Raw genomic sequence first — 21559 nt, 5'->3', positions numbered from 1 at the left:
CCGGAAGACGACGGGGCGGGTCATGCAAGATGCGGCTTTCGCACTATCTGAGGTTCAGCCCGGCAGCGCCAAGGAACTGAACGGAAACGATTTCGTACTCAATGCGGCCGCGCGGGGCGTCCACGATGACTTCATCGCCCTCCTCTTTTCCCAGAATGGCTTGGCCCATCGGGGAAAGTACGGAGATGGAACCCTTCTTGTGATCCGCGTCGTCGGGACCGAGCAGGGTAAAGGTGCGCCGCTCTTCGGTGTCGATATCCTCCACCTCAACGGTGGCGCCGAAGATGGCCCGTTCGCCGGAGAGAGCATCCAGATCGAGGACGTCGAACAACGGCATACGGGAATTGATGTAGCTGATGCGGGCTTCCAACATCCCCTGCCGCTCACGGGCGGCGTCGTATCCGGCGTTCTCGGAGAGGTCCCCCTCCGCGCGTGCTTCCGCGATGGCCTGGATGATAGCCGGGCGCTGGGCCTTAAGGTCCTCAAGCTCCTTGGTGATCTTTTCAAACCCTTGCTTAGAAATGGGAACGCGATCCATGGTCAAAAACCTCTCTAAAGTGATTTCATCGCCGGGTAACAAAAAAGATACAGGCCGCGCGGCAATCCTTAAAAAGCTACGCGGCTGCATATACGTCAATCCGGCTGACTGTTCTTCAAATAGAACATACTATCGCCGGGGTCAAGCTAATCCGGACGCTTTCCCCGGGGGAGAGAAGATATCGAGACATATTTTCATATCATCAACCACAGACAGTAAGCGGTTGACACGACCCCGACTTCTAATCCAAGTATGTCTTTTTGACGGGATGCCTCCCGCCGCTGTCCGCCTTTAGAATTCCCGGGACGTTCGATTGCCCCGGGCACGACACTCAATATATGGAGGAAAGGATGTTGCGATTTCGAACCCTGACGGCTTTCGCCCTGGGCGTTTGCCTGCTCGTCGCCCTGGGCTGTTCGTCGGAACCCGACAAGAAGAAAACCGAGGCGGAAGCCCCGGCAACCGTAGAAAAAGCCGCCACCGAGGCCAAGGAATTCACCATCGGCCTGATCCTGGTCGGTCCCTATAACGACAAGGGCTACAGCCAGGCGCAGTACGAGGGCGGCAAGTACGTCGAAACCCACATGGACGGCGCCAAGCTGATCTACCTCGACAAGGTCAACCCGGCCGACCGTCCCGGTCTGACCATCCCGCAGGTCGTCGACGACCTGATCGAAAAGGGCGCGGACCTGATTATCGCCGGTTCCGACGACATGAAGGACGGTATCCTGGAAGCCGCCGCCATGCATCCCGACAAGATTTTCGTGCATGCCTCCGGCGACTCCGCATGGTCCGGCAAGGCTCCGGCCAACCTGGGCAACCTGTTCGCCAAGATGATCTACTCCAAGATGCTCGCCGGGTTCACCGCCGCCATGACCACCCAGACCGGCAAGATCGGCGTGGTCGGCCCGCTCATCAACGAGGAAACCCGCCGTCTCATGTCCGCCGCCTATCTCGGCGCCCGCTACGCCTGGACCGAAGTTCGCGGCATGGACGCCAAGGACCTGACCTTCAACGTCAAGTGGATCGGCTTCTGGTTCAACATCCCCGGCGTGACCGCCGACCCGACCCAGGTGGCCGGTTCCTTCTACGATTCCGGCTACGACGTGGTCATCTCCGGCATCGACACCCCGGACAACGTCATCGTCGCCAAGCAGCGCGCCGAAGCAGGCAAAAAGGTCTGGGCCCTGCCCTACGACTACGAGAAAGCCTGCGAGGGCCAGGGCGACATCTGCCTCGGCGTCCCCTACTTCAACTGGGGTCCCGGCTTCCTGCGCCTGGCCAAGTCCGTGGCCGACGGCTCCTACAAGCCCGGCTTCGAGTGGGACGCTCCCTACTGGGCCGACTACAACAGCCACGACAAGTCTCCGGTGGGCTTCATGCCCGGCCCGGGCGTCACTCCCGAGGTCAAGGCCGAGCTCGACAAGTTCATCGCCAAGATGGGCTCCGGCGAACTGAAACTGTTCACCGGCCCCCTGAACTATCAGGACGGCACCCCGTTCCTGAAAACCGGAGAAACGGCCACCGACAAGCAGATCTGGTACATGGAACAACTGCTTGAAGGCATGGAAGGCCTGTCCTCCCCCGAGTAGGAATGATCGTCCTCAACGACATACATAAACATTACGGCCGGGTTCGGGCCAACGACGGCATCAGCCTGACCCTCGAACCCGGCCGCATCTATGCTCTCGTCGGTGAAAACGGCGCGGGCAAGTCCACGCTCATGCGCATCCTCGCGGGGCATACGCGCCCCACTTCCGGGCAACTGACCATCAACGGGGAAACCTTGAGCCACCTGACTCCGGCCCTGGCCCGCGAAAAGGGCGTCGGGATGCTCTACCAGGACCCCCTGGACTTCCCGGCAATGCCAGTGTGGGAGAACTTCCAGCTCGGCGCGCCCAAGCGCAGCAAGCGGGAAGTGGTCGACATCATCGGCGAACTCTCCTACCGCCTGGACGCCTGTTTCCTGCCCGACGAGCCCGTGTCCAGCCTGACCGTGGGCGAGCGGCAGCTCCTCGAACTGCTGCGCCTGCTCGACCTGGGGGCCACCACCCTGATTCTGGACGAGCCCACCACCGGCATCACCCCGGAACAGAAGCAGGACCTCTTCGACCTGCTCATGAAGCTGGCGCGCGAGGAAGGCCACACCATCGTCCTCGTCACCCACAAGCTTTCCGAAGCCTTCGAGATGGCCGACTCCATCTTCATCATGCGCCAGGGAGCCCTGGTCGGCACCCTGACCCCGCCCTACGACGAGAAGGAGCTGGTCTCCCTCATGTTCGGCGAGGCCGCCGACGGCGAGGTGGAGCCCCTGCCCGAGCTGCCCGCCGACGCGGGCAAGCCCCGCCTGGCCATGCACGACGTGCTCTTCGCCGGGCCCAAGTACTCCATGGGCGGACTGAATTTCACAGCCAGACCGGGCGAGTGTATCGGACTGGCCGGGCTCGACGGCTCCGGCCAGGAACTGTTCCTGCGCGGCCTGTGCGGCCTGGACCGTATGCCCGGCGGCTCCTTCGACCTGGACGGAGTCAACCACGCCTCCAACAATTTCGCCGGGCTGCGCAAGGCGGGGGTACAGTTCGTGCCCGCCGACCGGCTCGCGCTCGCCCTGTTCCCCGGCCTGAATCTCATGGAGCACATCACGCTGGCCTTTCCGGACCGGCACGGCGACCTGACCGAATTCTACCACTCCCAATGCGTGGACAAATTCAACCTCCAGGCCCATCCCGACACTCACGCCGTGGAGCTTTCCGGCGGAAACCAGCAGCGTCTCCTGCTCTCGCTCATCCCCGACGAGACCAAGCTCCTGCTCATGGAACACCCCACGCGCGGCCTGGACGCCGGTTCGGCCCGGCAGGTCTGGAACCACCTGAAACGGCGTTGCGCCGAAGGGGCCACATTGATCTTTTTCTCCCCTGACCTGGAGGAAGTGCTTGAGCACAGCCATCGGGTCATCGTCTTTTACGACCGGGCCATGGCAGCCGTGGTCGAGGGCGAGGACATCTCCATGGAGGTGGTCGGCGCTCTCATGGCGGGCAAGCGGTACGACGAACTCAAGGAGGCCGAGGCATGAACCGCGAATCCCTCCTGACCCAGACCGGCTGGCTCATCCTTGCCCTGCTCCTGGCCCTGGCCCTGACCGTTATCGTGGCCCTGCCCACCGGGGCTCCGCCCTTCGAAACCATCTACGTACTGTTCCAGGGCAGCCTGAGTTCCTGGTCCAAGGTGGGCCGCGTGCTCGCCGGATGGGTTCCGCTGACGCTGTGCTCGGCAGGCTTGCTCATCCCGTTCACGGCCCGGCTGTGGAACATCGGCGTGGAAGGTCAGGTCATCATGGGCGCCATCTTCTGCACCGCGGCCCTGCGCCCCTTCGACGACGGCGGCTCCGCCTGGGTCATCGCCCTGGCCCTGGCCGCATCCGTGGCGGGCGGCGCGTTCTGGGCCTTGCTGGCCGGACTGCTGCGCGTCTTCGGCCGGGTACATGAAATCTTTTCCGGCCTTGGCCTCAACTTCGTGGCCCTGGGCGTGACCCTGTGGCTCATCTTCGGCCCATGGAAACGGCCCGGCGTGGCCTCCATGTCCGGAACCGAGCCTCTGGACATTTCCCTGTGGCTGCCCCGGCTCGCCAACATGTCGGTAAGCTGGGTGGGCCTCGCCCTGGCCGTGGCCGCCCTCGCCCTGGTCTACATCCTGCTCCACCGCACCAAGTGGGGGCTCAAGCTGCGCGCCGTGGGCGAAAACCCCAAGGCCGCCACCCTGTTCTCCCTGGGACCGCACCGCCGACTGCTCCAGGCATTCATGTTCTGCGGCGGGCTGGCCGGACTCGCCGGGGCCGTCCAGGTCCTCGGCGTGTATCACCGGCTGTTGCCGAACATCTCCTCGGGCTACGGCTACACCGCCCTGCTGGTGAGCATGATGGCCTCGTTCCGGCTTTCCCTGGTCCCGTTCATCTGCCTTTTCTTCGCGATTCTCAACGTGGGCTCCATCCAACTGCCCCTGCAACTCGGTCTGGACTCCTCCCTGTCCGGCGTGATTCAGGGCATCATGGTCCTTTCCCTGTTCATCGTGCAGGGACTCAGGCTGTGGCTCAAGCAAAGGAAGGAGGCGGACTAAATGGACACCTTCGCCCTGACCATCGCCGCCATTCTCATGGCCGGCGCGCCCCTGGTCCTGGCCACCCTCGGCGAGACCCTGACCGAAAAGGCTGGCATCGTTAACCTCTCGCTGGACGGCTCCATCCTGCTGGCCGCCATGGCCGCCTTCGCCTGTTCCGCCACCTTCGACTCCCCCTGGCTCGGTATGCTGGCGGGCGCGGCGGTCGGTGCGGCAATTGCGGGCGTACTCGGCGTCATCGGCATCTATCTCGGCCAGTCACAGCTCGCCGTGGGCTTCATCCTGACCCTGCTCTCCCGCGATCTGGCGTACTTCCTCGGCCACAATTTTTCCCGTCAGCCCGGCCCCGATCTCGGCCTGTGGACCATCCCCGGCATGAGCGACGTGCCCTTCGTCGGCCTGATCTTCGGTGCCCGATCCCCGGTGGTCTACATGAGCCTCATGGCCATCGTCTTCTGCTGGTGGTGGATGTTCCGCACAGAAGGCGGAATGCGGCTGCGCGCCGTGGGCGAATCGCCCCGCGCGGCCTTTGGACGCGGCATCCGGGTTCGCCTGGTGCGCCTGTACTACTGCCTGGCGGGCGGGGCCCTGGTGGGACTCGCCGGAGGCGCGTACTCCCTGGCCGTAAAGCCCGGCTGGGGCAGGCCCCAGGGCTGCGAAGGCGCGGGCTGGATCGCCCTGGCCATCGTCATCTTCGGCGGCTGGCATCCGGTGCGCACCGCGCTCGGCGCGTTTTTCTTCGCCGCCCTGCAGGTGTCCGGCATCCACCTCCAAGAGATCTTCCCGTCCATCCCGGCTCCGGTCTTCCAGGTGGCTCCCTTCCCCATGATGATCCTGACCCTGCTGGCCGTGAACATGGGCCGCATGGGGTGGATTCAGGACATCATCCGCCGCCACCCGTTTCTCAAGAGCCTGTCCAAGGGGTGGTCCATCGAGGCCCCTGCCGCGCTGGGCCAGGACTTCAATCCCAAAAAAGGACTCTGATCCCGCTACCCCGAAAAGGGAATTAAACAGACTTCCTTGCTCCACAGTCGAAAATGCGGTAATTTCATTGATGGTAGCCCCTTAATCAATGGAGCCGCAATGGACACGAGCGAACGCCCCACCGTCCTGGTTGTCGACGACAACCGGCTGAACATCGATCTCCTGGTCGATGTCCTCAAGGACGATTACAAACTTTTGGTGGCGCTCAACGGAGTCACGGCGCTGGACATCATCCGCAACGTGCTCCCCGACATCATCCTCCTGGACATCATGATGCCCGAGATGGACGGCTATGAGGTATGCAGACGGCTCAAGAGCGACAAACGGACCGCGCAAATACCGATCATCTTCATCACGGCCAGGTCACAGAGCGAGGACGAGGCCAAGGGACTTGCCCTCGGAGCCGTGGACTACATCACCAAGCCGGTCAATCCGGCCATCGTCCAGGCCCGCGTCAAAACCCATCTGGCCCTGTACAATCAAAACCGCGTGCTTGAAGAGAAGGTCCGGCAGCGAACCCTCGAACTCGAAAAGAGCAAGGAAAAGGCGGACGAAGCCAGCCGGGCGAAGTCGGCCTTCCTGGCCAACATCAGCCACGAGCTGCGCACGCCGCTCAACCATATCATGGGCTTGTCCAGCCTGCTGCTCGAAATCGACACCGATCCCGAACGGCTGGAACTGATCCGCCCCCTTCACGATGGAGCCGCCCAGCTCGCGGGACTCTTCGACCAGCTTCTGGACCTGACCATGCTCGAATCCGATACGGTGCGGATCGAATTCAGGCACTTCGACTTTTCCAAGGCCCTTTCGCGATTGGCGGCCGTGTTCCACGCCTATGCCCTGAGAAAGGGCGTGGGATTCGAGTTCGTCGCCCATGGCGATGTGCCGGACTTTCTCTATGGCGCGCCGTTGGAAACCACTCAGGCCCTGAACAACATCCTGCTCAACGCCTTTCGGTACACCGAAAGGGGAAAGGTCACCCTGGACGTATCCAGGGACCCGGAGCGCTTTGCCGGAACCGGACCGGACCGGGTCATGATCCTCTTCACGATCACGGACACGGGCGTCGGCATTCCCCCCGATCGCCTGGAGACCATCTTCCACAGCTTCGAAATCGGGGAAAAGGTCATGACCAAGCGACTGAGCGGGTCCGGCGTGGGACTGACGATCTCCAAGTATCTCATCGAAAAGCTTGGCGGCAGCATCACGGTGGAAAGCGCGGTTGGCAAGGGCAGCGCCTTTTCCATTTCCCTGCCCTTCTTCCTTGATCGGAAGAAGGAGGAAGTCACCGGAGCGGCCTAACCCCCGCCCGGCTCGGCCCCCCCGGGGAAAGGACTTATAAACAATCGCCTTCCGCCGCCTGCGGTGCCCCGCCGGAAAGCGCGATCTCCAATGCCTGCTCCAGCTTTCCCACCTCGACCGGCTTGACCACATAGCCGTCCATCCCGGCCGCGAGAAACTTCTCCCGGTCGCCGACCATGGCGTAGGCGGTCACGGCCACGATGGGGATATCGGTCCACTCCTCCCCGGCCAGCCCGGCCCGAATGGCCAGTGCGGTCTCCACCCCGTCCATGACCGGCATCTGAATGTCCATGAGGATCACATCAAAGGCCGCCCCGCGCAGGGCGTCGAGAACCTGCTCGCCGTTCTCCACGCCGGTCACGGTATGCCCCGATTTCTCCAGAATACGCTTGATGACAAGACTGTTGACCCGCTCGTCCTCTGCCAGAAGGATGGACAACGGGCCGGTCGCGCACCGGCGCATGGGGGCGATCTCCACGGACGGACGCGTGGCCGGAGCGGCTTCGAAGGGCAGGGAGACATACAGCGTGGTGCCGACTCCCTCTTCACTCTCTATGGCCATGTTTCCCCCCATGAGGGAGACGAGATTGCGGCAGATGGACAGCCCCAGCCCCGCCCCCTGATACCGGCGCGTGTAGCCTCGGGAGACCTGGGTAAACGCGTCGAACAGGGTGCTGACCTTGCCGTCGGGTATCCCCGCTCCGGTGTCGGACACGTAAAAAAGGATTCGGTAGCCGCCCGACGGAAGGTCGGGAAGCCGGTGCGCGGCCATGGAGATGCGCCCGGAGTCGGTGAACTTGAAGGCGTTGCCAAGCAGGTTGGTCAAAATCTGCTGAAGCCGGACGGCGTCCCCGACCGCGCGCCGGGGGACATCCGCGCCCAGCTCGCAGACCATGTCCACCCCGGACTGGGCCGAGGGGAGCCTGAACAGGTCGCAGACCTGCTCGCAGGTCTCCACCAGATCGAAGGGAGCGTTGCGTACCGCCAGCTTGCCCGCCTCCACCCTGGACAGGTCCAGGATGTCGGTCAAAAGGTTCATCAGCCTCCGCGCGGATTGCAGGGCAGCCCGCGTGTACTCGGACTGCTCCTTGTCCAGCCCGGTTGACTGAATGAGCTGGAGCATCCCCATGATTCCGTTGAGCGGCGTCCTGATCTCGTGGCTCATGTTGGCGAGGAATTCCGTCTTGGAGCGGCTGAAGGCTTCGGCCTGTTCCTTGGCCGTTTGCAGGGTGTCCTGGTCCTGCTTGCGTTCGCTGAAGTCCTCCACCGTGGCGATGACCTCAGTGGGCGACCGGCCCGGAACGACGGGGTTGAACTGAACATGCAGGAACATCTCCGGACCGCCCGTGTCCGGAACGAAATAATCGTCGCAGGAGGACGGACGCCCGGCCATGGCCGTTTCCAGGGCGCGGCCCATTTTCGGATTGCCCCCGCGCAGGAGATCGGCCCCGACAATGTCCTTTCTGGCGGAGCCCATCATCTTCACGAACCGGCTGTTGCAATCCAGTATTCTGCCATCCCCGCCGAACCGTATCATGCCCAGGGGGGAGTTCTCAAAGATGACCCGATGGCGCTGTTCGCTATCCCGGAGGACGTCCGCGAACCGCTTGCGCCCGGTGATGTCCCGGGCCACCCCGAGCACGCCGAGAAACGTGCCGTCCGAGTCGTACAGCGGCGTCCTGACGGTCTCCAGACACTCCTCAGGGCTGTCGTCCCGGTAGACGCCACGCTCCTCGTTGATGCAGGGAACGCCCGAAGCAATGGTCTTGCGGTCCAGCAAACGAACGGAGTCGGCCAGCGCAACGTCCACGAAATCGTAATCCGTCCGTCCGACGATGTCCGCTTCCCCGGCCCCGTAGAAACGCTCGAAACGGCGATTGCAGAAAAGGTAGACTCCATCGGGGTCCTTGACCCAGACCAGTTCAGGGATGGCCTCCACAAGGGCGCGCAAATGCGCCATGTCCGCCCCGAAGTCGATGCCGGACAAGCTGTCGCCTCCGGACCGGACCGGGGCCTTCACAACGGTCTCAAGCCGCCCCTTGGTCCGCTCCAGTTCGGCCTCAAGGTCGGCGATACGCTGTCTGCACGCATCCAAGGTCGCGTATTTCAAATCTTCCTCCGGATAGCTGCGCCCCGTTGATTGCTAAAAAACCGCCATTAATCGCCAGTAGCACGAAAACAAAAGGTGCGGAATCCGATTAGAATCCTGACATGTTCCGTCCAGGATTTCCTACAGGCGGCCCCATTACCCGCTCCGGTGAAATATGCTATAAAACGCCCGGAGCGGACGGGACGGCCATTCGCTCCGAGGCCGCGCCCGCGCGCGTGGCCGCACGACCATCCCGAGCCCGGCGGCCCCGTCGGGACGACCATCGAAAAGGGACATATGAAAAGACCGAAAGAACCGAAGATGATCATCGGCTGGCGGGAATGGATATCCCTGCCCGACCTGAACGTGCCCGCCATCAAGGTCAAGGTGGACACCGGGGCCAGGACCTCCGCACTGCACGCCTTCGACATCGTTCCCTTCGAACGGGACGGCATCCGTTGCGTGTCCTTCAACGTCCACCCCCTGCAGGGGAACGACGACCTCGTCATTCCGTGCTCGGCCCCGCTGGTGGACTGCAGGAATGTCACCAATTCGGGTGGACAAAGCCAGAGGCGTCATGTCATAGCGACCCCCCTGCTTCTGGCCGGACGGTCCTGGCCTATTGAACTGACCCTGACCAATCGGGACGAAATGCGATTCAGGATGCTTCTCGGACGCAACGCCATGTCCGGACGGCTTCTGGTCGATCCGTCCCTGTCCATGCAGGCAGGAAACGCCGTCGCGAAACGAGCGTACTCCAAACGGAAGAAAGGTGATTAGCCTCCATGAAAATCGTCATCCTCTCGCGCAAGGCCAGCCTGTATTCCACCCAGGCACTGGTCGACGCAGGAAAGGCTCGCGGCCACAGGGTAGAGGTCGTCAATCCCCTGCGCTGCTACATGAACATCACCTCCCACAACCCTTCCATACACTACAAGGGCGAGCAGGTGGACGATGTGGACGCGGTCATCCCGCGCATCGGCGCGTCCATCACCTTCTTCGGCTGCGCCGTGGTGCGCCAGTTCGAAATGATGGGCGTGTACAGCCTGAATGAATCCATCGCCATCACCCGCTCCCGCGACAAGCTGCGCAGTCTCCAACTGCTCTCGCGCAAGGGCATCGGGCTGCCGGTCACCGGCTTCGCCAGCTCCACCAAGTTCACCGGCGACCTCATCGATCTGGTGGGCGGCGCGCCGCTTGTGGTCAAGCTGCTGGAGGGCACCCAGGGCATAGGCGTGGTCCTTGCCGAGACCAGGCACGCGGCCGAAAGCGTCATCCAGGCTTTTCAGGGGCTCAACGCCAACATTCTGGTTCAGGAATACATCAAGGAATCCAAGGGGTCGGATATTCGCTGCCTGGTGGTGGGCGGCAAGGTCGTCGCGGCCATGCGGCGCACCGCGGGCAAGGGCGAGTTTCGCTCCAACATCCATCGCGGCGGCGCTGCGGAGCCCATCAAGATCACCCCGGAAGAACGCTCCACCGCCGTTCGGGCGGCCCGCATCATGGGCCTGAACGTCTGCGGCGTGGACCTGCTCCGCTCCAACCACGGTCCGGTGGTCATGGAGGTCAACTCTTCCCCCGGCCTGGAGGGCATCGAAAAGGCCACGGGCATCGACATCGCGGACAAGATCATCGAGTTTATCGAGAAGAACGCCAAGCCCGGCAAGACCAAGACGCGCGGCAAGGGCTAGACGCCGCGCGATAAGGCCCGGGCCGGATCATGCCCGGAGGTTCCGTGACCATCGGCGGCGGGCCCCGGTCTAAAAAAGCGACGCCGTCATGCACACCGGGTTCGACATCCCCCGCCGGACCCGGCTCTCGATGGGCGAATATCCGGGAATGGTCATGGACGCCGAAGCAACGCGCCGACCGCAGGCACGCCGCCCGCGAATCAGCCTTTCGGCCCCAACAGAAGCCAGAACAGGAACCCCAGGACAGGGAACAGCAGCACCAGAATGATCCAAAGCACCTTGGAGCCGGTGCCAGCCGAACTCTGGACAATCTTGACGAACGCCCACACGTCCAGCACGAGAATGACCAGCCCGAGCAACCCGCCGATTTCAATACCCATACGTCGCTCCCTTTCGTTGGAACCCATCTTGTGACGCCGCCCTGTCCAGGCCGCTCCCAGCAGGACGGCTGGTTCCGACGTTAACACGTTTTTCCCGATTCCGACAATTCCTTGCGCGGCGGCCTCCCCGCTCCCGACGCGCCCTCCCGCTCGTTCCGCGTCTTTTCCGGCGCAAAAACGGTTTCATCCGTTGCCGATACGTTATATAATGGTCTGAATCATCGGCATGGAAAGCATACACGGCTTCCCACGCATGCATGGAGGGAAACCCCGAGGAGCCCATGGCCAGATTTCTCAAACGAGACGACAAGACGGCTGGCAAGCCGCCGGGATCGCTCATCTTCGTCGGCTCGCAAAAAACCGACGCCCCCAGGCTTCGGATCATCGAATACGACGGGGAGAACCTGCGCGACGAACACATCGAAGATTCGGACGGCCTTGCCCCCTGCCCGGACGGTCCCGGCGTCACCTGGCTCAACGTGGACGGCCTGCACGTGCCCGAGGTCATAAGCCGGGTGGGCGCGGCATACTCCATTCCCCCGCTCCTGCTGGAAGACATCGTCGATACCGGGCACCGGCCCAAGATGGAAGAATACCCGGACCTGGTCTTCATCACGCTCCGAATGCTCTCCTTCAGCGAGGACCGCGACCGGATCGTGTCCGAGCAGCTCTCCTGCGCGCTCATCGGCCGTTGCCTGGTGACTTTCCAGGAACGGCCCGGCCTCGTATTCGAGCCCGTGCGCGAGCGCATCCGCAGGCAGTCCGGCAAGCTCCGGCAGCACGGCGCGGGCTACCTGCTCTACGCCCTGCTCGATTGCGTATTTGAAAACTACCTCCAGGTCATCGAAATCATGGGCGAACGCATCGAAGCCTTTGACGGGGAAGTCCTCGACGCCCCCTCACCCGAGCTGCTCGAAGAAATCAACAGCTGCCGCCGCGAGATGGCCTACGCGCGCAAGGCCGTTCGCCCGATTCGGGAGATCGCGCTCAAGCTGGCCAGGGCCGACAGTCCTCTCCTCGACGCGGACATGCTCCCGTACCTGCGCGACCTGAACGACATGGCCGAACAGGTCTCCGAGGCCGTGGAGACCTACCGCGAGATGCTCAACGACCACCTGAACAGCTACAACATGGCCGTGGCCAACCGCCTCAACGACGTGATGAAGTTCCTGACGATCTTCGCCACCATCTTCATCCCGCTTTCTTTCCTGGCGAGCCTGTACGGCATGAACTTCGAATTCATGCCCGAATTGAAGTACCATTACGGCTACTTCATCCTCCTCGGCTGCATGGCCGCCGTGGCCGTGGGCCTGCTCGTCTACTTCAAAAAACGCAAATGGATCTGAAAAGGAGACTTCGCATGGACAACACCAATACCCCAATGAATCAGAGCCAAACGCAGACCAAAACGATCACCTGGCGGAAGATCCGCCTGGGAGCCATCATCACGCTGGTCGTGTTGTGGATCGTCTTTCTGCTCCAGAACACCGAGCAGACCCAGGTATCGTTCCTCTGGCTCACCTTCACCACTTCGCGCATCCTGCTCCTCCTCGGTACGCTGTTCGTCGGTGCCGCTCTGGGCGCCTTCCTGACCTACCGATTCTGCGCGAGGGGAAAGAAGTCGAAGACCATGCCGCCGCAGTATTCCTGAGACGGCCCGGCATAACGCCCGTCGCGCCCGATGTCGTTCAGGGAGCGGCCAACACAAGCGAAACGGAAACAAATCGCGAGGATACCCGCCATGAAACAGAAGTCGCTCTTCACCATTTTCCGCATCCCGGCGGCCCTGCTGCTGGTCCTCGGCCTGGCCGCCACGGCCGGAGCTGAAACCTGGAAGGTGGACCCGGACCACTCCGCGGCCCACTTTTCCATCCGCCACCTGACGATCGCCCAGGTACGCGGCATGTTCCCGGCCGTCAGCGGAAACATCGAGTTCGACGCGGACAAGCCGAAATCCATCGACATCACCATCGACGTGGACAGCATCGACACGGGCGTCGAGGCACGCGACGCACATCTCAAGAGCAGCGACTTCTTCGCCGCGAAGATCCATCCGGTCATGACCTTCAAAAGCACCCGGGTCTACCCCGTTGACGACGGTTACGCCGTTTCCGGCGTCCTGACCATCAAGGGCGCGTCCCGAGAGGTGAACCTCGTGGTCACCGGCCTCGACTCGCCTCGCGCCGATCCCTGGGGCAACACCCGGCTGGGCGCGGCCGCCGAGTTCTCCATCGACCGCCGCGACTACGGGGTGGACTGGAACGCCCCTCTCGACGGAGGCGGCTTCATGGTCGGCAACACCGTACACATCGCCGTGGACCTCGAAGCCATCAAGGCCAAATAACCTGACGGGAAAGGCCCCGGACGCAAGCACGTCCGGGGCCTTCTTGTTTATTCATTACCGCGCCGTTCCCGTCGAACCCGTGGGGTTTCATGCAGAAACCGAGGCTAGCGGAATTTCCGTCGCGCCTTCAACGGGACCTCGCCGTCAGATGTCTTCCGCCAATGCCCCGGACAACAGCGCGGCCGAGGTCAACAAATGCGCCCAGAAAGGCGTCTCGGCCGCATCGGCGAGTTGCCGGAAGCATTCCGGAGCCCAACGGGTGAAGTGCTCATCCAGGAATGCCCGCACATCGGACTGAGCCGGTTGCGGATGCCCGTCCCGAGCGAGCCCTTCGCCGTTCACGGCGGCGTCGAAAAGCCAGCCGCAAAAGGCCGACTCGAAACCGATGTGATCCTCGGCCTCGTATCCGACCTTGTTGATCTCCCACTGAAAGCGGGCGTACCAGTCGCGAACCGCGAAACTCTCCTCGGTGAAAAGAATCTTCTCACTGGAAAGCCACACGGATTCCCACAAGGGCACGGGCAGTTCGGGAACCCGGAACAAGGCATTGAACTCGCCAAGGGTTCTCGCAAGCTCGTCCTCATCTTCCAGAAGGACGCGGATGTCCTTCCCCAACGCCTCCACGGGGGCGTCGAGACCGGCGTTTTCAAAGAAAGCCCGCCAGGAGCCCGACAGACTTCCCGCCTGAACCAGGACGGGTCTGCCGGACTCTCCGGCGATGATATTGAATCCGTTGCAGGCCACGCCGACGAACCGGAGAAAGGACCCCAGCGCCGTCGTTCCATTGGCGTCCGCAACGGACGTTTGACCGGCATGTCGTTCAACTGACGGCATGTGTTTCATACTCCTTGCGCCGCCGTCGCAACGGCCGGCATTCAACATTCTAGCTCAACATCCCGATGTTGGCCGCATAGAAGAGCATACGGCCGACCACCGCTCCGACGAGCACAACAACAAACCCGATCCGGACAAGCCCGCGCCTGCCGGGGACGCCATAGGCGGCCAGGGCGCCGCCCACCGCGTAACAGGCGGCCTGCGTCAGCGTGACGCAAATCGCCGCCGAGGCGAAGACGCCCAGCATCACGGGATTGAGCGGGGCCATCATGCCGCCCAGCCAGAAGGCGGGCAGGGAGAGGGCGAGCAGCGCTCCCGCCACCGCCGCGCTCACGCTGGCGGCCACGGCGGACCGTCCCCATCCTTCGGGAGCCAGGGCCAGGGCCGCGGTTCCTCCCAGAAGGAGCATGGTTCCCAGGAAGGCCAGGGCCGTTCCCCAGGAATTCCACAGCGGCACGGACGCGTTCTGGACGTATATCTGGCTCATGACCAGGACAAAGGCCACGCCGCCAATACCCACAAGCCAATTGAGCCCGGCCGGAAGCACGTTGAAGACGCGCAGCCCGATCAGGACAAAGAAGACCACGCCCATGAGAATCTCACGCGAAAGCCACGAGGACCCCACGTTCGACAGGGCGAAGGCCGCAGGCAGGTAGGATTGAAGATGCAGCGCGGCGCTCAGGCCGGACACGGCAAGGGCCGCCAGCGCGACCAGCCAGGCCAGCCGTTCTTCGGCCGGATGTTTGCGCAGTCCAGTCAGCCAGACGAGGAGCGCGATACCGGCGGAGAGCTGTCCGAACACGGTGAAGAAGACAAGAGGATATTCGTATGTCATGGCTAGAACTCCTCTCTGTTGGCCAACACGGCGGCCGACTTGCGCACCGACAGGCTGTCGCGGTGCTTTATCAGGCACAGGTTGGGTTCAGTGAGTTTTTCGGAAGGCAACGGCGCGACATCGGCCCGCCCGAGCCGGGCGACGGCCTCCTTGCGCGGAGCCACGTCCAAAGCCCGGCTGGGACATGCCGCCACGCAGGCCGGGAGCTTGCCCTGGGCCAGGAAGTCGCGGCACATGTCGCACTTGGTCATATGCTTTTTCACGCGGTCCAGGACCGGGGCCGAATAGGGGCAGTTCCACTGACAGTTGCCGCAGGCGATGCAGCGGTCCGGATCGATGGCCACGATGCCGTTTTCCACGACCTGCATCGCACCCGTGGGGCAGACCGTTACGCAAACGGGGTTTTCGCAATGATTGCACGACACGGAGACGTAATAGGCGAGCACGTTTTGCGTGTACGAGCCGTCGGGCTCCTCCGCCCAATCTCCGGAAGCGCATTCAAGCACCTTGCGCCACAATACGCCCACTGGCAGATCGTGTTTGTCCTTGCAGGCGATCATGCACGCCTTGCACCCGTTGCACCGGGAAGCGTCAAATACGAACGCGAGTTCTTGGTTTAGATCAATCACGGTCGCCTCCTTATATCCGGTCCACCTGGACAAGGTTGGTGTGCTGCGGATTGGCCTTGCCGATGGCAGTGGGCCTGTACTTGGTCAGGGTGTTGATGCATCCTCCGACGTCCACCTTGCTGTCCGCGGAGAGCGGCTTGTACCAGGCGCCCTGTCCCATGGCGACGACGCCGGGGATGATGCGCGGGGTCACCTTGGCCCGAATGCGCACCTCGCCCCGGTCGTTGAATACCCGGACAGGATCGTTATGCCTGATGCCCCGCCGTTCGGCATCGACGGGATTGATCCACATGGTCTGCGGCAGCACCTCCAGAAGCCAGTCAACGTTGGCGTAGTGGGAGTGCGTCCGGCCCTTGTAGTGGAAACCGATGAGCTGAAGCGGGTACTTTTCCTTGGTCTGCATGTCCTCGCAGCCATCCCAGGTCGCCACGTACTGCGGCACAAACGGAATGACGTCGCCCAGCACGGAGCTGTCGACCTTCCGCTTCCGCGAGAGAGTACGCAATGCCGCGGAATACAGCTCCACCTTGCCCGACGGGGTCTTCAGGGGATGCGTAACCGGGTCCTGGCGGAAGTCGGCGAAAGGAACCGGGAAGTCCCTGCTCTTGGCGCGGAAATGAACGCCCGCCTTGCGCGCTTCGGCCACGGTCGCGGGCATTTCCGGGAAGGTCTTGCGGGTGCCGGTCTGGTAGAGATATTCGATCCATTCCTCCCGGTCGCGGCCTTCGGTGAATTCCTTCTCCACGCCCAGCCGGCGGGCCAGGTCAACGCAAACGTCATAGACGGGGCGGGATTCGAAGAAGGGCTTCACCGCTTCGGTGAGCAGCGCCCAGTCCGTGTTCATGGCATAGCTCGGCCCCACGATGTCCGTCTGCTCCGGATACATGCAGCTCGGCAGGACGATGTCGGCCCATTTGGCGGTCGCGGTCATATGGGTGTCCATGACCACGATCATCTCGCATTTGGTCTCGTCGGAGAGCACGCGCTCGGTCTCGGCGATCTCGGAATGCTGGTTGATGATGGTGTTCCCCGCGTAGTTCCAAATGAACTTGATGTCGGCGGGATACCGATCGCCGCCGATGATGCCGTCCTGATCCGCGGTCATGTTCTTGCCGTTCTCCACGGCCTTGAGCCACATGAAAACCGGGAAACGGGTCTTCACGCCGTTGTTGCCCACGGGCAGGCGCGGAGTCTTGCTCTGATGGTAGGCGTCCAGGTCGCCGTTGTTGCCGCCCCGGATGCCGACGTTGCCGGTCAGGTTGGCCAACGCGGCCACGGCCATGACGTTCATCTCGCCCGCCGCCTGACGCTGAATGCCCCAGCCCTGCATGATGTAGCACGGCTTGGTCTGGCCGATCTCGCGGGCCAGCTTGTATATTCTGGCAGCGGGAACGCCCGAGATGGCGGCCGCCCATTCCGGGGTCTTGGCAACCATGTCGAATCCCGTGCCCAGGATGTAATCGGAGTAGGAGGAGTGCTCGGGCGCATCCTCGGGAAGGGTCGAGGCGTCGAATCCCACGCAATGGGTGTCCAGGTACTCCCTGTCGATCATCTCTTCCGTAATCAATACGTAGGCCAGGGCCGAAGCCAGGGCGGCATCGGTGCCGGGACGGATGGGAATCCATTCGTCGGCGACGGTCACGCAGGTGTCGGTGTAGCGGGGGTCGATGATGATGATCCGGGTGTTGCCCTTTTTCTTGGCCTCCAGAATCTCATACTGCAACCCGCCGCCGCTGGACCGGGTTTCGCTCAGGTTCGCGCCGAAGAACACGGCCAGCTTGGTGTGGGCGATGTCCGATATGGCGTTACCCGAGTATCCGGCCTTGCCGTAGAGGTACCGCAATCCCGCCTGGTTCTGGGCAGAGCTGTAGTCGGAGTATCCGAGGGAGAAGCCCCCGAGACAGTTCATGAGACGCCAGAAGTTCTCACGCCGGGTCATGGGTCCGGTGATGACGCCGCTGGCGTAATGGCTGTAGACGGACGCGTTTCCGTAATTCTTGACGCAGTGTTTCAAACTCGCGGCCACGATATCCAGGGCCTCGTCCCAGGATACAGGCTCGAATTTTCCCTCGCCGCGCTTGCCGATCCGCTTGAGCGGCGTCTTCAGCCGGTCGGGCGAATACATGTGCCGCCGCATGGAACGGCCGCGTGGACAGGCGCGCACCTGGAAAACGCCGTTTTCCCAATCGTCCTCCACGCTGTCGTCCGTCTCAACGCGGATCACCTTGTCATTCCTGACAAAGGCCTTCAACACGCATGTGTTGCCACAGTTGTTCACGCATGTCGTGAAAATGAACGGATCTTCGGGGAGCGCCGGGACTTCGAAAGCCTGCGCTTCGGAAGGCTGGAACAGATGATTCAGGCCCAGCAACGATCCCCCTGCCGCTCCAGCCGCGCAGGATAGCGCGCCGAGCTTCAGGATGCTTCGCCGCTCGGGACTGAAAGCAACAGTGCTCTTTTTCTTTTGTGTCATATGCTACTCTCCTCAGTAGAAAGCGCGGCACAACCAACGGCATCGTTTCCTGCAAAGCCGACACCACCGACAGGCCGCATTACAAGGTTGCACTCAATATCTTACTAGATATCATTATCACATTGCCGGTTATAGGATTATGTCTATTTTCGTATATATTCATATAATTTGATTAGGGTCTCCCATTCATACACAATCTATTAAACGCAACAGTTAGTGTCAACGACAAAACATATTGCATATTACTTTCGCTGAGCCATGTAAAACGATTCATTTTTTTATTTGTGAAAGCGGCATAATCGACTTTTCCTTTGATGCTTCGGCGCAATGCAGTCGCTCCCCAAACGGACGATGCCCCAGCAAACCGCGCGCGGCACATTCCGCCGCATAAACGGAAAGGGGAGCGAAGGTGTCCCCCGCTCCCCTTTCGGAATAACGCCAGTATTTTTCCTACGCCTTCGGCCAACTGGCCTCGTCGAGCAGGAAAACAATGTTCTTGTAAGGCACCTTGCCGTGCAGGGACAAACCTATCTCGCAGGTGCGCGAGGTTGAGTAGCCGATGGTGCATCCGTCGAGCTGTCTGCGCAGCTCCTTGAGACCGGCCTTGTTCAGCTCGGGGTAGTTGAATCCCCGGTCTCCGGCAAAGCCGCAGCAGAAGACCTCTTCGGGCACGACCACTTCCCGGGCGCACCGGCGGGCAAGGGCCTCCATGTCTTCGGCCAGTCCCATCTTGCGCGAACTGCAGGTGATGTGCAGGGCGACCTTGCGGTTGACCGGCGAGAACTCCAGCTTGTCGGCAAGGAAACGCACGGCGAATTCCACCGGCTCATAGAGCTTGAGTTCCTTGATGTGCTCCTTCATGCGGTAGAGGCACGGGCTCGTGTCGCAGAGGATGGGTAGTTCGCCGCCGTTGCTGGCCGCGCGCAGGGCGCATTCCAACTCATTGAGCTTGGCGTCGGCCTGCTCCATGAATCCCTTGGACTCCCAGGGCTGGCCGCAGCACAGCTTGGTCATGCCCGCCGGATAGACGACCTCGTAGCCCGCCTTGGCCAGAAGGCTCAGGGTCCGGTCGCGGATGGCGGTCTTGTCCGGATCGTGCTTTTCCGGACCCATGTGCCGGGCCACGCAGCTCGGGAAGTAGACCACGCGGTTGCCGGTTGCGGGAGCCGTGAATCGGGCCGGGGATGCAGCGCGGGGCATGGAGGTGTTCCAGCGGGGAATGCGCTTGCCGGAATACTTGTGCAGACCCGAGGCGACCGCGTCCATGGCCCTGTCGCCGAGCACGTCCTGGGCGGCCCCGGCCACGCGCAGCGCGCCGGACACGGCGTGCACGGTCAGGCCGGTGTTTCCCGAGGCAAAGGACGCCGCGGCATTCTGCCACCGGCCGTGTCCCCATGCGCGGTATTGCTTGATGAACTTGCCGGTATCGATGGACACGGGACAACGCAGCGCGCACAGGCCGTCGGCGGCGCAAGTGGCCTCGCCGTCGTAATCGTAGTTGTCGTGGAACGCCTTCATGGTCTCGGCGGCCTCGCCGACCTCTTTCTGCCGGGAGATCTCGCGATAGGCCACGATGCGCTGACGCGGGGTCAGGGTCAGGGATCGCGACGGACAGGTGGGCTCGCAGAAACCGCACTCAATGCACTTGTCGATGAGTCCGTCGGCCACGGGCAGGGGCTTGAGGTCCTTGAGGTGCGCCCGAGGGTCGTCGTTGATGATGACGCCGGGATTGAGCAGTCCCCTGGGATCGAACAGCTCCTTGATCTCGCGCATGAGCGCGAAGGCGGCGCGGCCCCATTCCAACTCCACGAAGTGGGCCATGTTCCGGCCGGTGCCGTGCTCGGCCTTGAGAGAGCCGTTGTACTTGTTGGCCACCATTTCAGTGACGTCGTTCATGAACGCCTCGTAGCGGTCGATCTCGGCCTGGGCGTTGAAGTCCTGGGTGAAAACGAAGTGAAGGTTGCCCTCCAGGGCGTGCCCGAAGATGATCGCCTTGTCGTAGCCGTGCTTGCGGAAAAGCTCCTGGAGATCGAGCGCGCCGTCGGCCAACGACTCGATGGGGAAGGCCACGTCCTCGATGATGACCGTGGTTCCGGCTTCGCGCACCGCGCCCACGGCCGGGAAAAGGCCCTTGCGCACGTTCCACAGCTTGCCGAACTCGGCCGGGACGTCGGTGAACCTGTGCGGCTCCACCGGCTCGATGTCCTTGATGATCTCCTTGACCTTCGCGATTTTCTCCTCCAGCTCCCCGGCGGACGCGGCGCGGACCTCGACCAGGAGCGCGGCGGCGTCGGGGCCGAGGGTGTCCAGCCCCTCGGGCATTCCCGGCTTGTCCTGGACCGAGGCTATGGCCGCGCGGTCCATGATCTCGGCCGCGGACACGGCTCCGCCGCGCACGGCGGTGGCGGCCCGGCAGGCCGAACGGACGTCCGGAAAGCGCATCAGGGCCGACGCCTTGTGCGGGTGCTCGACCACGGTGTTGTAGACGACCTTGGAAATGAAGGCGAGGGTCCCCTCGCTGCCCACCAGAAGATGCTGGAGAATCTCGAACGGGTCCTCGAAATCCACGATGGCGTTGAGGCTGTAGCCGGTGGTGTTCTTGATCTTGAATTTGTGCCGGATGCGGTCGGCCAGTTCCTTGTCGGCCAACACCCTGGCGCGCATGTCGGCCAACCCGTCGAGAAGATGCCCGTGGCTCCGGGCAAACGCGTCGCGGCTGGCCGGATCGCCGGTGTCCAGGGGCGTGCCGTCCACCAGGACCAGACGCATGGAATGCAGGGTCTTGTAGGAGTTCTCGGCCACGCCACAGCACATGCCCGAGGCGTTGTTGGCCACGATTCCGCCGATCTTGCAGGTATCGATGGACGCCGGGTCCGGCCCGATCTTCTTGCCGTGCGGGGCCAGGTACTTGTTCGCCTGGCTGCCGATAATGCCCGGCTCCAGCTCGATCTTGGCCGCGTCGTCGAAAATGCGGAAATGACGCCACCCGTCGCCGAGGCGGACCAGCACCGAATCGCTGATGGCCTGCCCGGACAGGCTGGTGCCCGCCGCGCGGAAGGTTACGGGCACATTGTGCCTGTTCACCACGGCCAAAATCTGGACCACTTCGTCCTCGCTGTCCGTGTCGACCACTATCTTTGGAATAAGCCGGTAAAAACTGGCGTCCGTGCCGTATGCCAGGGTGCGCAAGGGGTCCGTGTAGACCCGGTCCCCGGGCAGGAACGCAAGCAATTCCCGGTGAATGGCATCGTATGGGGCTATGAGCATTTTCTATCTCCTTGGTATGAAATAAAACCGGAATGCTCCGGAAGAAAACCTTACCACAAATGCGCCTGCGCAAACAACCG

General features: G+C 62.6%; 18 protein-coding genes. 10 read left to right on the top strand and 8 right to left on the bottom strand.

Features of this window, described 5'->3' with window-relative positions:
• Positions 1-43 precede the first annotated feature (43 nt).
• On the bottom strand, positions 44-538 hold the full coding sequence (gene greA, locus LF599_RS03110) for a transcription elongation factor GreA (protein WP_279522252.1): 495 nt from the start codon (positions 536-538) through the stop codon (positions 44-46).
• A 350-nt stretch (positions 539-888) separates the two neighbouring features.
• On the opposite strand from greA, the gene LF599_RS03105 reads away from it, so the two are divergent.
• The 5 genes from LF599_RS03105 (at position 889) to LF599_RS03085 (ending at position 6937) form a co-directional block, all read left to right on the top strand.
• On the top strand, positions 889-2130 hold the full coding sequence (locus tag LF599_RS03105; RefSeq protein WP_279522251.1) for a BMP family lipoprotein: 1242 nt from the start codon (positions 889-891) through the stop codon (positions 2128-2130).
• A 2-nt stretch (positions 2131-2132) separates the two neighbouring features.
• A complete protein-coding gene (locus LF599_RS03100) occupies positions 2133-3611 on the top strand; it encodes an ATP-binding cassette domain-containing protein (RefSeq protein ID WP_279522250.1) in 1479 nt (492 codons plus the stop codon).
• Positions 3608-4651 carry an ABC transporter permease gene (locus LF599_RS03095; RefSeq protein ID WP_279522249.1) on the top strand — a complete coding sequence of 348 codons (1044 nt, stop codon included), beginning with the start codon at positions 3608-3610 and terminating at the stop codon, positions 4649-4651. The genes LF599_RS03100 and LF599_RS03095 overlap by 4 nt, the downstream gene beginning before the upstream one ends.
• On the top strand, positions 4652-5635 hold the full coding sequence (locus LF599_RS03090) for an ABC transporter permease (protein ID WP_279522248.1): 984 nt from the start codon (positions 4652-4654) through the stop codon (positions 5633-5635).
• 99 nt (positions 5636-5734) lie between these two features.
• A complete protein-coding gene (locus LF599_RS03085) occupies positions 5735-6937 on the top strand; it encodes a hybrid sensor histidine kinase/response regulator (protein WP_279522247.1) in 1203 nt (400 codons plus the stop codon).
• 34 nt (positions 6938-6971) lie between these two features.
• Here LF599_RS03085 and LF599_RS03080 read toward each other — a convergent pair whose 3' ends face one another.
• Positions 6972-9047 (bottom strand): ATP-binding protein, encoded by a 2076-nt coding sequence (locus tag LF599_RS03080; RefSeq protein ID WP_279522246.1) that lies wholly within the window; start codon positions 9045-9047, stop codon positions 6972-6974.
• A 276-nt stretch (positions 9048-9323) separates the two neighbouring features.
• Here LF599_RS03080 and LF599_RS03075 point away from each other — a divergent pair, with 276 nt between their 5' ends.
• Positions 9324-9806 carry an ATP-dependent zinc protease family protein gene (locus tag LF599_RS03075; protein WP_279522245.1) on the top strand — a complete coding sequence of 161 codons (483 nt, stop codon included), beginning with the start codon at positions 9324-9326 and terminating at the stop codon, positions 9804-9806.
• A 5-nt stretch (positions 9807-9811) separates the two neighbouring features.
• Positions 9812-10717: a 30S ribosomal protein S6--L-glutamate ligase gene (gene rimK / locus LF599_RS03070; RefSeq protein ID WP_269942797.1), complete on the top strand. Its 906-nt coding sequence runs from the start codon at positions 9812-9814 to the stop codon at positions 10715-10717.
• Positions 10718-10917: 200 nt separating this feature from the next.
• On the opposite strand, the gene LF599_RS03065 is transcribed toward rimK, so the two are convergent.
• Positions 10918-11097 carry a PLDc N-terminal domain-containing protein gene (locus LF599_RS03065; protein ID WP_269942796.1) on the bottom strand — a complete coding sequence of 60 codons (180 nt, stop codon included), beginning with the start codon at positions 11095-11097 and terminating at the stop codon, positions 10918-10920.
• Positions 11098-11378: 281 nt separating this feature from the next.
• Here LF599_RS03065 and corA point away from each other — a divergent pair, with 281 nt between their 5' ends.
• The 3 genes from corA to LF599_RS03050 all read left to right on the top strand — a co-directional run bounded on the left by corA (position 11379) and on the right by LF599_RS03050 (position 13441).
• Positions 11379-12443, top strand: a complete 1065-nt coding sequence (gene corA / locus LF599_RS03060; RefSeq protein WP_279522244.1) for a magnesium/cobalt transporter CorA — start codon at positions 11379-11381, stop codon at positions 12441-12443.
• A 35-nt stretch (positions 12444-12478) separates the two neighbouring features.
• Complete coding sequence (locus LF599_RS03055) at positions 12479-12748, top strand: LapA family protein (RefSeq protein WP_279522243.1); 270 nt, start codon at positions 12479-12481, stop codon at positions 12746-12748.
• A 90-nt stretch (positions 12749-12838) separates the two neighbouring features.
• On the top strand, positions 12839-13441 hold the full coding sequence (locus tag LF599_RS03050) for a YceI family protein (RefSeq protein ID WP_279522242.1): 603 nt from the start codon (positions 12839-12841) through the stop codon (positions 13439-13441).
• A 144-nt stretch (positions 13442-13585) separates the two neighbouring features.
• Here LF599_RS03050 and LF599_RS03045 read toward each other — a convergent pair whose 3' ends face one another.
• The 5 genes from LF599_RS03045 to LF599_RS03025 all read right to left on the bottom strand — a co-directional run bounded on the left by LF599_RS03045 (position 13586) and on the right by LF599_RS03025 (position 21479).
• On the bottom strand, positions 13586-14275 hold the full coding sequence (locus LF599_RS03045; protein ID WP_279522241.1) for a TorD/DmsD family molecular chaperone: 690 nt from the start codon (positions 14273-14275) through the stop codon (positions 13586-13588).
• 49 nt (positions 14276-14324) lie between these two features.
• Positions 14325-15110 carry a DmsC/YnfH family molybdoenzyme membrane anchor subunit gene (locus tag LF599_RS03040; RefSeq protein ID WP_269942790.1) on the bottom strand — a complete coding sequence of 262 codons (786 nt, stop codon included), beginning with the start codon at positions 15108-15110 and terminating at the stop codon, positions 14325-14327.
• Between the two features lie 2 nt (positions 15111-15112).
• Entirely contained in the window at positions 15113-15739 is a 627-nt protein-coding gene (locus LF599_RS03035; RefSeq protein ID WP_269942789.1) for a 4Fe-4S dicluster domain-containing protein, read from the bottom strand.
• 10 nt (positions 15740-15749) lie between these two features.
• Entirely contained in the window at positions 15750-18212 is a 2463-nt protein-coding gene (locus tag LF599_RS03030; protein ID WP_279522240.1) for a DMSO/selenate family reductase complex A subunit, read from the bottom strand.
• Between the two features lie 450 nt (positions 18213-18662).
• Complete coding sequence (locus LF599_RS03025) at positions 18663-21479, bottom strand: FAD-binding and (Fe-S)-binding domain-containing protein (RefSeq protein WP_279522239.1); 2817 nt, start codon at positions 21477-21479, stop codon at positions 18663-18665.
• Positions 21480-21559: the final 80 nt, after the last annotated feature.

Source organism: Pseudodesulfovibrio thermohalotolerans, assembly GCF_021353295.2.
Lineage (GTDB): Bacteria > Desulfobacterota > Desulfovibrionia > Desulfovibrionales > Desulfovibrionaceae > Pseudodesulfovibrio > Pseudodesulfovibrio thermohalotolerans.
The sequence above is the reverse complement of the archived record's forward strand: the minus strand, read 5'-3'. Positions and strand labels throughout refer to the sequence as shown.